Genomic DNA, 11,706 nt, shown 5'->3' on the forward strand with positions numbered 1-11,706 from the left:
TATCTTACCTTTTTTGGACTATTATGAGAAGTGCTATAACTTACAAGATTATGAAAATAAAACACCATTACATTATGCTGAAAGACTTAAAACAATAGAGGTTTTACTAACGCGAGAAGATATAGATCCTTTGATTAGAGATGATAAAGGCAAAACACCATTTTGTTATGCAAGAGAAAGGAATAAACAAGATATAGTGGAAATTTTAATGAGTAGTAAATATGGAGAAGATAAAAACAGTTTACTTCATTTAGCTGCAAAAAAAGGATATGAGGAGTTCCTAGAAGAGATTTTAGAAGAGGGAGTTGAAGTAGATATTTTAAACAATAAAGGAGAATCAGCGATATATCTTGCAGCAATAAATAGACATTTTAATATAGTAAAATTACTGCTAAAGAAAAGAGCAGATGCTACAGATGTTTTTCAGTACGCAATAACAACAAATAACGTAAAACTGATAAAGTTATTAAGCAAAGAAAATATAGTTTTATTGTCCCAAATTTGGGAGAAAAACCCTGGACTTGAAGTCCATCCTTTTAAGAATATAATTTTAAGGTGAAAAATCTGAAAGAATGTGGAATATTATAGAAAAAGCAGTCACTCTGTATATATATCACATAGTGTGGATAACAAAATATCGATATCCAGTACTAGTTGGAGATATTGGAAAGAAAGCTAAAGAAGTTGTACAAGAAGTATGTGCAAATAATCAAGTAGAAATTATCAGAGGTAGAGTTGCGTCAAGTCATGTACACGTATACGTTTCTGTACCCCCATACTTAAGTATTAGTAAGTTAGTGCAGTTAATAAAAGGAAAAAGTTCCAGAAAAATCCAGCAAAACTTTCCAGAGCTAAAAAAGAGATACTGGGTTGTGGGCAGTAGGCTAGTTTGTCAGGACTAGCGGAAATGTAACTGACGAAATGATAAAAAATTATATTGAAAATCACTCTAAAAAAGAAGATAAATTTGGTGACTTTCAAGTCGAAAGTTAGCATTCTATGCTCTCTCTCAATCTTTGGATTTTAATCCATAGTGGTTGAATTGGAAAAAATGACAACTTTCCAACGTTTCATTTATTGAGCAATAAATATTTTGAAGAAAGGAAAATAGCAGACAAAAAAATAAAGAAATATATCAATATCATCTGTTTTTCTATAACAGTATGTGCAATAGCGATAGTGGGAATTTACCCTAACATTATAGCTGCAGTAATGGTGGGAATAGTTGCACTCATAGCTGCAATAGTAATGAGTAATTTAATTCAGAAGTATATAGAAGAAGCGCTTGAAAAGAAAATGTTTATTGAACTCGAAAGTGAGAAAACAAGTAGTCCTAATTTAAGTGATGTTGAAGTATCATCTAATGATGGTGAAGAGCTAGCAATATGATATACGCCACATCATTTTCTGAAGGTTTAAAACCAGATCCAGAGCTTAAAGTATCAGAGTGGGCGAATGAGTATCGAGTTCTAGCACCAACTGCAGCATCAGAGCCAGGAAAATGGAGAACAGAGAGAACGCCATACCTTAAAGAAATCATGGATTCACTATCTCCTTCTTCACCAACTGAAAAAATAGTATTCATGAAAGGAGCGCAGATTGGAGGAACAGAAGCTGGTAACAATTGGATAGGCTATATCATAGATCAGACACCAGGTCCAATGCTGGTAGTACAGCCAACAGTTGAAATGGGAAAACGTTGGTCAAAGGGAAGATTTGCGCCGTTAATAGAGAGTACGCCATGTTTAAAGAGTAAAGTAAAAGACCCAAGATCAAGAGATTCAGGCAATACTGTACAAAGTAAGGAATTTCCAGGTGGAATAGTAGTAATAACTGGAGCAAACAGCAGTGTAGGCCTCCGATCTATGCCAGTAAAATACCTCTTTCTTGATGAGATAGATGCCTATCCAGGAGATTCGGGAGGTGAAGGAGATCCAGTTTTACTCAGCATAGCCCGTACTAATACATTTGCACGACGAAAGATTTTTTTAGTATCAACGCCAACGATTTATGGAATAAGCAGAATTGAGAAAGAATTTGAAGCAACAGATAAGAGATATTTTTTTGTTCCCTGTCCGTATTGTAATTACTATCAAGTTCTAAAATGGTCACAAATAAAATGGGAAAACAACGACTCAAGAACAGCACATTATGTCTGCACTGAATGTAGCGGCAAAATAGAAAATCATCAAAAGACAGAGATGCTAGAACGTGGAGAATGGAGAGCTACAGAGGCAAAAGAAGGGGAGAAAAAAGGATTTCATCTTTCAAGTCTTTATAGTCCAGTTGGGTGGTATAGTTGGCAACAAGCAGTAGAGGATTTTCTGCATGCAAAGGAAAGTGAACAATTACTGAAAGTTTGGATCAACACAACGCTTGGAGAAACCTGGGTAGATAAGGGAGAAGTACCAGACTGGAAGCAATTATTCAACAGAAGAGAATTTTTTCCCGTAGGCACAGTACCAAAAGGTGAAGTGGTTCTCACAGCAGGTGTTGATGTCCAAAAAGATCGTTTAGAAGTAGAAGTTGTAGCATGGGGAAAAAGCCGCGAAAGTTGGTCAATAGACTACCGAGTATTTGAAGGAGATACAGGAGGAGGAGAAGTATGGGGAAAGCTTTCAGAGTTACTCAATCATCATTTTATCGGTGAAAATGATCTTGAATATATGATAAGCATGATGGCAGTTGATGCAGGGTATGCAACGCAGGAAGTTTACAACTGGGTGAGAAGTATGGCAGTGAAAGGTGTAAATAAAGCACTAGTGCCGCTTAGTAGCCCAAGTAGAGTTGATATAACAGTTGGTGGTCAAAAGCTAAAGAGAGGAATAAAGCTCTGGCCAGTAGGAGTATCGATATTAAAGTCAGAGCTTTTTCAATTACTTAATGTTTTAAAAAACGGGGAAAAAGAAAAAGTGCCAGCAGGATATTGTCATTTTCCTGAGTATGCACCTGAATATTTTAAGCAACTAACGGCAGAGCAATTAGTCAGCAAGGTAGTAAAAGGATACACCAAACAAGAGTGGCAAAAAGTAAGAGAAAGAAATGAAGTACTAGATTGCCGAATTTATGCGAGAGCAGCATCTATTGCGCTTGGAATTGATCGTTGGCCAGAGAGTAAATGGAATAGTTTGAGTGGAAAAATAGGAAGTAAAAAACCTAAGAAAGTAAGACAGAGTAAGTGGCTGGAAAATGTATAACGAAGAGTATTTAGTTCAAGTCGAAGAAGCGATAAAGAAGCTGCAAAACGGAGAGCGAGTAGTATCAATTGCATATGGTGACCATGTAGTGAGATATGCTGAAGTTCAGATAAATGATTTACTAAACTTAAGACAACGTATTAAAGCTGAGCTAAAGATTGTTGGAATGAAACCGAAGAGAAAGATTGTTTTTTCAACGAGTAAAGGGATCATATAATGATAAAAATCGTTAAAAGGAACCGTATGACAAAAATTATAGCAAAAGAATATACAGAATTTTTAGAGCAGCTGAAAGAACAGATTGCTACTAGTCGTTATAAAGCAGCACTAGCAGTAAATAGCAAACTCATTGTGCTTTATCACTATATTGGTACAGAGATCTTAAGGCGCCAAAAAGAACATGGTTGGGGTGCTAAAATCATAGATCAGCTAAGTAAGGATTTGAGAAGCGCATTTCCAGAAATGAAGGGATTTAGTGCTAGGAATCTTACTTATATGCGTCAATTTGCTGCAGAATATCAAGATACTGAATTTACGCAGCAGGTTGCTGCACAATTGCCTTGGTTTCATATTGTAGTTATTTTAGATAAAGTAAAAGATCCAAAAGAAAGACTATTTTATTTTCAAAAAGCTATAGAGCACGGTTGGTCACGTAGTATAATGGTGATGCAAATCGAACGTGAATTGCACAAACGTCAAGGAAAAGCTGTTACTAACTTCAAAGATAAGTTACCTTCTCCCCAGTCAGATTTAGCACATTATACATTAAAAGATCCATATATTTTTGATTTTTTGAGTATAGGAGATGACGCTCATGAAAGAGAAGTAGAAAAAGGTCTTGTAGGCCATGTAGAGAAGTTTTTGCTTGAGCTAGGGGAAGGATTTGCATTTGTAGGTAGGCAATTTCACTTAGATGTTGGAAATAAAGACTTCTATATTGATTTATTGTTTTACCATTTAAAGTTACGTTGCTTTGTAGTAATTGAGCTAAAAGACAAAGATTTCAAGCCAGAATATGCAGGTAAAATGAATTTTTATCTTTCAGCCGTTGATGATTTACTAAAGCACGAGACAGATCAACCATCTATAGGATTAATTTTATGCAAGTCAAAGGATAACGTGCTAGCTAAGTATACACTGAAAGACATAAATAAACCGATAGGGTTGGCAGAATATAAAATTACTGAAAATCTACCAGAGAATGTAAAGACAGCCTTGCCAACAATAGAAGAGCTAGAGGCTGAGTTATCCAAAGTTTCAGATAAGGAAAAGTAATGCTGTTAAAATCGTTCAAGCAATTATTTAGCAAACCAAAGATAAAAAGTTTAGCATGGGATGCAGCAGGGTCAGGAAGAAGATTTTTTCACTTTCAACCAGAGTTAGGAAGTATAAACAATTTGCTGTCTCAAAACCTTGAAACTTTACGTAGTAGATCACGTGATATGGTGAGAAAAAATCCATATGCAGCAAATATAATTGATACGATAGTAAGTAACTCTATTGGAACAGGAATAAAACCACAATCAAAAGCAAGAGATGGAGAATTTCGCAAAAAAGTACAAGAATTATGGCTAAAATGGACAGATGAAGCAGACAGTAATGGAGTAAGTGATTTTTATGGATTACAAGCTCTAGTATGTAGAAGTATGATAGAGGGAGGAGAATGTTTTGTACGTTTAAGAACGAGAAAGCTGGAAGATAGATTTTCTGTGCCATTACAACTGCAAGTACTTGAGTCTGAACATTTAGACAATAAAACAAATCAAACTTTAGCAAATGGTAATGTAATAAGAAACGGGATTGAGTTTAACAAGCTTGGGCAAAGAGAAGCATATTACTTATTTAGAGAACATCCAGGCGAAGGCTCATTTGGAGAATCAGTAAGAGTACCAGCAAATGATGTTTTACATATTTATAGACCACTAAGACCTGGGCAAATCAGAGGTGAGCCTTGGCTTTCGAGTATACTGCTAAAGCTTTATGAGCTTGATCAATATGATGATGCAGAGCTGGTGAGAAAGAAAACTGCAGCAATGTTTGCAGGGTTTATTACAAGGCTCGATCCTGAAGCAAATATCATGGGAGAAGGTGAAGCAAGTGAGCAAGGAGTAGCACTATCTGGCCTAGAACCTGGAACAATGCAGCTTTTAGACCCAGGAGAAGACATCAAATTTTCGGAACCATCTGATGTTGGAGGAAGTTATGAAGCGTTTATAAGACAGCAACTGAGGGCAATAGCAATAGGTACAGGAATAACATATGAGCAGCTAACAGGAGATTTAACAGGTGTTAATTATTCATCAATCAGAGCTGGATTAATAGGGTTTCGTCGTCGATGCGCTATGCTGCAACACAACATTATGGTATTCCAGTTTTGCAGACCAGTATGGAATAGATGGCTAGAGTTAGCAGTGCTTTGTGGAGAACTGAGTATAGATGAAAAAGTAGTAAAAGCAGCGAAAGAAGAAGTAAAATGGATACCACAGGGATTTGATTGGGTGGATCCACTGAAAGACCAGCAAGCACAGCAAATGGCAGTAAGGAATGGATTTAAGAGTCGATCGGAAGTAGTATCAGAAATGGGTTATGATGTAGAAGAAATTGACCAAGAAATAGCAGAAGATCAAAAGCGAGCTAATTCTTTTGGACTTTGTTTCGATTGTGACGTTAATGTGCCATAAAATACAATAAGGGGAGGAAGGTGATGTGGATAAATAAACCAATAATGGTAGAGAGAAGAAGTTTTGAACTACTATCATTATATAACAGCAAACAACCTATCTTTAAGAATTTAAAGCATTTTCATATAAATCCAAAAGGAATAGCAATAATACGTATTTATGGAGTTTTGACAAAAAAAACAGAAGCTTTTGATCATATTTTAGACATGACTTCGTATGAAAATATTCATGAAGAGATAGAGAGTGCTTTAGAAGATAAAAGCATAGAGACGATTCTACTTGACATAGACAGTCCAGGAGGGGAAGTAAACGGTGTCTTTGACCTAGCTGATTTTATTTATGAATCAAGAGCAAAAAAGAGAATTATTGCAATAGCAAATGATGATGCATATTCTGCTGCGTACGCTATAGCCTCTAGCGCTGAAAAGATTTTTCTCACCCGCACTTCAGGAATTGGGAGTATAGGAGTAATAGCAAGTCATATAGATCAAAGTGGATTTGACGAAAAACAGGGAATAAAATATACCACAATATTTGCTGGTAGTCGGAAGAATGATTTAAATCCGCATGAGCCAATGACGTCTGAAAGTTTAGAAAGCTTACAAAAAGAAGTAGGAAGACTATATGAAATGTTTTTGCAGCTAATAGCAAGAAACAGAGGTCTTTCAATTGAAAAGATTCGATCAACAGAAGCAGGGCTATATTTTGGGGAGAAAGCAGTAGAAATAGGCCTTGCAGACGGAATGACAATTCTTTCATCTATTAATAAAAACAGGAGTATTACTATGAATGAACAAACTACAAACGACCTAGAAACTGATAATTTAACCAAGTATCGTACTGAAGTTCGTGAATTAATACGTTTATGTAATTTATCGAAGGTGCCAGAAAAGATAGAAGAATTTATTGAGCAAGGCGTAAGTGTTGAGCAAGCTAGGGAAGTTTTAATGGAATTACTTGCAGAGAGAACGAAGAAGACAGAGATACTGAGTGCAATACCACAGAATTCAGGAGAGGAGTTGATGATGCAAGTAGCTAAAGCTAGAGCACAATCAAGTATTTAAGTTTTTTTATAACCGTCGGGTACAACAACTACAAACATGGCGGTAAACTAAAGGGAAAAAAGGAGAAAAGAAAATATGACATGTATAACCGAACAAAATAATCTGGGTGACTTATTAAAGTATGAGGCATCAAGTCTATATTCAAGAGATCAGATAACAGTAGCCAAGGGGGAAAATCTGAAGCTAGGAACAGTTGTTAGTCGTGATAAAGACAACATGATTAGGATAATCAATCCAACTGCCACAGATGGGACACAAACGGCGATAGGAGTGATAGCAAGCGATGTAAACGCAAAGGAAAATAGTAAAGGAGTAATTGTTACTCGTGGTGCAATGCTAGCAGATCATGCAGTTGTATGGCCAGCAAATATCACTGAAGAGCAGAAAGCTGCAGCAATAAAGCAACTTGAAGCACAAGGGATCATTATCCGCAAGGGAGTTTAAAAAACTATTAAAATATATATAAGGGGGAAAAGAAAGAATGCAAAATCCATTTACAAATACAGCATTTAGCATGACGGCACTAACAAATGCGATGAATATATTGCCGATAAATTATGGACGTGTTGAAAATTTAAATTTATTTCCAAATAGGTCAGTAAGATTTAGACATATTACGATAGAAGAACACAACGGAGTGTTAAGTTTACTACCAACGCAAGTACCCGGAGCACCAGCAACAGTAGGAAAAAGAGGAAAAAGAAAGATAAGAACATTTACGATTCCGCACATTCCGCATGATGATGTAGTGCTGCCAGAAGAAGTACAAGGAATAAGGGCATTTGGATCAGAGAGTGAACTGAAAGCGCTTGCAGATGTAATAACTGATCATTTGCAGCTAATGAGAAACAAACATGCAATAACATTAGAGCATTTGCGAATGGGAGCGCTGAAGGGAATTATTCTTGATGCTGACGGGTCAGAATTATTAAATTTGTACAACGAATTTGAAATCACACCAAAAGTAGTAAATTTTGCCCTTGGAACAGCAACAACAGATGTCAAGCGTAAGTGTCTGGAGGTATTGCGACATATCGAAGACAACTTAAGTGGCGAATATATGACCGGAATTCATGCCTTGGTAAGCCCTGAGTTTTTTGATGCACTAACTTCGCATAGTAAAGTGAAAGAAGCATACGAGAGATGGCAAGAAGGAGCAGCGCTAAGGAATGATATGAGGTCAGGATTTACATTCTGCGGAATCACATTTGAGGAATATAGAGGGCAAGCAACTGATCCTGAAGGAACCGTAAGAAGGTTTATAGAAAGAGATACAGGACACTGTTTTCCAGTAGGAACAGCGAGCACATTTACAACATATTTTGCACCAGCAGATTTTAATGAAACAGTAAATACACTAGGACAGCCACTCTATGCAAAACAAGAGCCAAGAAGATTTGATAGAGGGACTGATTTGCATACGCAGTCAAACCCTCTGCCAATGTGCCACCGTCCAGCGATACTAGTCAAGATCGTTGCAACATAGGTAGAGCAAATATAAAGCGGTGTGAGGCAGAAGAATGCTTTACCTCTTCTTAGCATATAAATGTTAGTATATAGCGGAGAAACGTGCAAGAGAATATTAAGAGATTATTTAAAGATTGTTTTGCCCATTTAGGAGAAGTGGCTTTATATAAATCAAAGGATAAGTCATATATGGTACAGGTATTAAAGCAACAGCCAGATAAATTATACGAGATTGGTGAAGGACAATTTGTGGGAGAGATGCTTTTTCTTGAGGTAAGCATTTTTGATATACTGAGGCCAATTGTAGGAGATATTTTTGTTATAGGTGATTGCAAATACAAAATACACACACCACCACTTAGAGATAAATCTGGAATGGTCTGGCGAATCGAAGCGTATGGGGTGTAAAATGTCTGTTCATATAGAAGTTGAGGTAATAGAAAGTGTAAATGCTAAAAGAAAAAAAATAGAATTAGCAATAGTGAGAGCGTTAAACAGAACAGCACTATGGCTAAAATTGAAGACAGCAAAAGAAATTAGTGAGGAAAAGAAGATAAAATTAAGTTTGATAAGAAAGAGATTAAGAATTTTTAAGGCGAAAACTAGCAGATTAGAAGTGTTAATTAGAGCAAATCTCTATGACATTAGAGCATGGACAATTGGTAAAATACAAAAAACAAGAAGAGGATCGAAAGTAGGAAAGCATGAGTTTATAGGAGGATTTGCAGCAGTTATGCCAAAAGGAAATAGCGGTATGTTTAAACGTGAAGGAAGAGCAGCATTGCCAATAAAGGAAGTAAAACTACCGCTGGAACCAGAAGGCTCAAGAATAATAAAAGACCTTGTTAATTATGAGGTTGAGAAAGTCTTTACAAAGTTTTTTGAACGTGAATTGAGCTATAAAGGATGAATTTGAAAGATTTACATGATAAAATTTGTACCACGCTGAAGAGAGAAATACCAGCAATTCAAACTTGTGAAATTTATCCATCGATAAGAAAAGAATTATTAGCGCCAGCGTTATTTGTAGAGTTTGTGAGTTTAGAATCGGGAAAAGATCCTGGAACAGAGGAATTAGCGCTGAAAGCAAGATTTGAAGCACGAATAGTGATTGATAGCACAATAGAAAATGCCCCTATTATTGTCAGAACATTCGCTGCTGAGGTTGCAAGAGTAGTGAACAAGAATACCTGGGAAAAGAATGTATCTCCGGCTGAATTTCTTTCTGCAGAGCCTGATGGATTTAGACCCGAATTAGATGCATATTTGGTGTGGATGGTTGATTGGAGTCATCAGCTTCATTTAGGTAAATCAGTATGGGAAGAGGGGAAAATCAAACCACATAAAATAGCAGTGGGAGAAATGCATGTTAGAAAATAATTTTGCCATTGCAGAGTTACAGAGAAAAGTAGCTAATATCATTCGTATAGGAGTTGTAAAAGAAGTAGATTGTGAAAAAGCAAAAGTAAGAGTGAAAATAGGAGATATTGTAACAGATTATCTGCCATGGATAACAAGTAAAGCAGGAAAAGATAGAGATTGGTCTCCGCCAGATATTGATGAGCAAGTAGTTATACTTTCCCCGCTGGGAGAATTATCTTTAGGAGTAGTACTTCCTGGAATATATCAACAAAAGTATTCTGCACCAGAAATTCAACCACTATGGATTAAAATCCAAAGATTAAGAGAGAGCATAGAATGCTAACTTTCGACTTGAAAGTCACCAAATTTATCTTCTTTTTTAGAGTGATTTTCAATATAATTTTTTATCATTTCGTCAGTTACATTTCCGCTAGTCCTGACAAAGTAGCCTACTGCCCACAACCCAGTATCTCTTTTTTAGCTCTGGAAAGTTTTGCTGGATTTTTCTGGAACTTTTTCCTTTTATTAACTGCACTAACTTACTAATACTTAAGTATGGGGGTACAGAAACGTATACGTGTACATGACTTGACGCAACTCTACCTCTGATAATTTCTACTTGATTATTTGCACATACTTCTTGTACAACTTCTTTAGCTTTCTGTCCAATATCTCCAACTAGTACTGGATATCGATATTTTGTTATCCACACTATGTGATATATATACAGAGTGACTGCTTTTTCTATAATATTCCACATTCTTTCAGATTTTTCACCTTAAAATTATATTCTTAAAAGGATGGACTTCAAGTCCAGGGTTTTTCTCCCAAATTTGGGACAATAAAAGAAGAGAATCCAAAGACTTTCTACCACTGGACATTAGGGTTAGGTCAAAAGGCTGAATAATGGAAGCTGTATAAATCGAGAGATTTACGTACAGTTTTGCGAGAGACTGACTGGGGAAGTTCCGCCGGTCTACTCTCCAAGATTTCACTTAATTCTACCAAGAGAAGCAGTACCTAATTCTTTCGCTTTGAATCTTTTATCTTTGCTTAGTAAGGGAAATGAGCTGGCTTTACCTATTATATTAAAATACCTTTCTTGCAGAACTGTATTTAAAGATTTTGGTCAAAAACTACAGGCTAAAATGGATCAAGATATAAAAGAACAAAACGATTCTAAAATTTCTCAGGAGATTGAGTTATGCAAAAAAGACATTTTAAATCTTCTCAATGGTGGTAAATCAGTATTAGACGTTCAATTGAAGCAGCGGTATAAAAAATACTATTCGTTAATAGATAATGAGATTGAAGAGTTAAAGACTCAAATTTTAAAAGAACTAGAAGATTATATTAGCAATACTAACGTTAATAAAATGTATCGAAGCCTTAATAATAAAAAGAAAAACGAAAAATCATTAAAAGAAGTAGCGTTAGGATCTTGTTCATTGGGTGGAATTTGCTTGTTAATATTTTTTTCACTTGGTTTTTTTATTTTTTTAGCAACAACCATTGACCCACCTGCTCATATGAGTATGTATAAAGTAAAGGTTTTTAGGTGTATAGGAGCTTCACCTTTAGTTTTTGCATCATTAGCACTCACAGTAGCAGGTGTAGCTTACTTAACAAGTTGTTATCTAAATCATAGTTTTACAAAAGAAATACAAGACTATATAGAGCAACCAGTAAAATGTATGGATAAAGCAACTAATAATAAAGAATCAGACAATTTTCCTTCTGACAATTATGAAAAAGTACAACCTTCAGCACCGCTTGAGGAACTACTACCTTCATACGAGGAATCGTGTTCATCACCACCGTCATACGAAGAATCGTGTCACAGTAGTTTAGGTTATATTCAACCATCTAATCCAATACAGCAAAATCAGTTGTTGTGATGAAGGTATTAAAGAAAACAAGCAAAATTACATTTGT

At 35.9% G+C, this 11,706-nt stretch carries 12 protein-coding genes and 4 pseudogenes; 15 read left to right on the forward strand and 1 reads right to left on the reverse strand.

Annotated elements, in window-relative coordinates; translation table 11 throughout:
* Nucleotides 1-37: 37 nt before the first annotated feature.
* The 14 genes and pseudogenes from AB3210_RS03250 to AB3210_RS03315 form a co-directional block, all read left to right on the forward strand.
* Nucleotides 38-493, forward strand: a pseudogene (locus tag AB3210_RS03250) (ankyrin repeat domain-containing protein); the annotation flags it as partial.
* 81 nt (nt 494-574) lie between these two features.
* A pseudogene (gene tnpA / locus AB3210_RS03255) lies at nt 575-993 on the forward strand (IS200/IS605 family transposase).
* A gap of 84 nt (nt 994-1,077) precedes the next feature.
* A complete protein-coding gene (locus AB3210_RS03260) occupies nt 1,078-1,389 on the forward strand; it encodes a hypothetical protein (RefSeq protein WP_230609094.1) in 312 nt (103 codons plus the stop codon).
* A complete protein-coding gene (locus tag AB3210_RS03265) occupies nt 1,386-3,197 on the forward strand; it encodes a phage terminase large subunit family protein (protein ID WP_230609096.1) in 1,812 nt (603 codons plus the stop codon). Before AB3210_RS03260 ends, AB3210_RS03265 begins: the two co-directional genes overlap by 4 nt.
* Nucleotides 3,190-3,414, forward strand: a complete 225-nt coding sequence (locus AB3210_RS03270; protein ID WP_007302777.1) for a gpW family head-tail joining protein — start codon at nt 3,190-3,192, stop codon at nt 3,412-3,414. Before AB3210_RS03265 ends, AB3210_RS03270 begins: the two co-directional genes overlap by 8 nt.
* A gap of 26 nt (nt 3,415-3,440) precedes the next feature.
* Nucleotides 3,441-4,472, forward strand: coding sequence for a YhcG family protein (locus AB3210_RS03275; protein ID WP_096097252.1), 1,032 nt, complete (start codon nt 3,441-3,443; stop codon nt 4,470-4,472).
* Complete coding sequence (locus AB3210_RS03280) at nt 4,472-5,878, forward strand: phage portal protein (protein ID WP_052264935.1); 1,407 nt, start codon at nt 4,472-4,474, stop codon at nt 5,876-5,878. Before AB3210_RS03275 ends, AB3210_RS03280 begins: the two co-directional genes overlap by 1 nt.
* A gap of 23 nt (nt 5,879-5,901) precedes the next feature.
* Entirely contained in the window at nt 5,902-6,942 is a 1,041-nt protein-coding gene (locus tag AB3210_RS03285; protein WP_052264934.1) for a S49 family peptidase, read from the forward strand.
* A 75-nt stretch (nt 6,943-7,017) separates the two neighbouring features.
* The gene (locus tag AB3210_RS03290) at nt 7,018-7,386 is read left to right on the forward strand and encodes a head decoration protein (protein WP_096097249.1); all 369 of its coding nucleotides are present in this window, start codon (nt 7,018-7,020) and stop codon (nt 7,384-7,386) included.
* A gap of 37 nt (nt 7,387-7,423) precedes the next feature.
* Nucleotides 7,424-8,428 carry a major capsid protein gene (locus AB3210_RS03295; RefSeq protein WP_052265017.1) on the forward strand — a complete coding sequence of 335 codons (1,005 nt, stop codon included), beginning with the start codon at nt 7,424-7,426 and terminating at the stop codon, nt 8,426-8,428.
* An 83-nt stretch (nt 8,429-8,511) separates the two neighbouring features.
* Nucleotides 8,512-8,817, forward strand: coding sequence for a hypothetical protein (locus AB3210_RS03300; protein WP_052265018.1), 306 nt, complete (start codon nt 8,512-8,514; stop codon nt 8,815-8,817).
* A 1-nt stretch (nt 8,818) separates the two neighbouring features.
* The gene (locus AB3210_RS03305; RefSeq protein WP_052265019.1) at nt 8,819-9,319 is read left to right on the forward strand and encodes a phage tail protein; all 501 of its coding nucleotides are present in this window, start codon (nt 8,819-8,821) and stop codon (nt 9,317-9,319) included.
* The gene (locus AB3210_RS03310) at nt 9,316-9,789 is read left to right on the forward strand and encodes a hypothetical protein (RefSeq protein WP_052265020.1); all 474 of its coding nucleotides are present in this window, start codon (nt 9,316-9,318) and stop codon (nt 9,787-9,789) included. The genes AB3210_RS03305 and AB3210_RS03310 overlap by 4 nt, the downstream gene beginning before the upstream one ends.
* Nucleotides 9,776-10,060, forward strand: a pseudogene (locus tag AB3210_RS03315) (phage baseplate assembly protein V); the annotation flags it as partial. The gene AB3210_RS03310 and the pseudogene AB3210_RS03315, both read left to right, overlap by 14 nt.
* 50 nt (nt 10,061-10,110) lie before the next feature.
* Here AB3210_RS03315 and tnpA (AB3210_RS03320) read toward each other — a convergent pair.
* Nucleotides 10,111-10,529: pseudogene (gene tnpA, locus AB3210_RS03320) on the reverse strand (IS200/IS605 family transposase).
* A gap of 276 nt (nt 10,530-10,805) precedes the next feature.
* Here tnpA (AB3210_RS03320) and AB3210_RS03325 point away from each other — a divergent pair.
* Complete coding sequence (locus tag AB3210_RS03325) at nt 10,806-11,669, forward strand: hypothetical protein (RefSeq protein WP_264377384.1); 864 nt, start codon at nt 10,806-10,808, stop codon at nt 11,667-11,669.
* Nucleotides 11,670-11,706: the final 37 nt, after the last annotated feature.

It is taken from the genome of Wolbachia endosymbiont (group B) of Scrobipalpa ocellatella (assembly GCF_964188425.1).
Lineage (GTDB): Bacteria > Pseudomonadota > Alphaproteobacteria > Rickettsiales > Anaplasmataceae > Wolbachia.

What these genes read in the sequence shown, in the direction of transcription:
- AB3210_RS03265 (WP_230609096.1), top strand. Translation starts at nt 1,386, where the DNA reads ATGATATACGCCACATCATTTTCTGAAGGTTTAAAACCAGATCCAGAG.
- AB3210_RS03270 (WP_007302777.1), top strand. Translation starts at nt 3,190, where the DNA reads ATGTATAACGAAGAGTATTTAGTTCAAGTCGAAGAAGCGATAAAGAAG.
- AB3210_RS03275 (WP_096097252.1), top strand. Translation starts at nt 3,441, where the DNA reads ATGACAAAAATTATAGCAAAAGAATATACAGAATTTTTAGAGCAGCTG.
- AB3210_RS03280 (WP_052264935.1), top strand. Translation starts at nt 4,472, where the DNA reads ATGCTGTTAAAATCGTTCAAGCAATTATTTAGCAAACCAAAGATAAAA.
- AB3210_RS03285 (WP_052264934.1), top strand. Translation starts at nt 5,902, where the DNA reads ATGTGGATAAATAAACCAATAATGGTAGAGAGAAGAAGTTTTGAACTA.
- AB3210_RS03290 (WP_096097249.1), top strand. Translation starts at nt 7,018, where the DNA reads ATGACATGTATAACCGAACAAAATAATCTGGGTGACTTATTAAAGTAT.
- AB3210_RS03295 (WP_052265017.1), top strand. Translation starts at nt 7,424, where the DNA reads ATGCAAAATCCATTTACAAATACAGCATTTAGCATGACGGCACTAACA.
- AB3210_RS03305 (WP_052265019.1), top strand. Translation starts at nt 8,819, where the DNA reads ATGTCTGTTCATATAGAAGTTGAGGTAATAGAAAGTGTAAATGCTAAA.
- AB3210_RS03310 (WP_052265020.1), top strand. Translation starts at nt 9,316, where the DNA reads ATGAATTTGAAAGATTTACATGATAAAATTTGTACCACGCTGAAGAGA.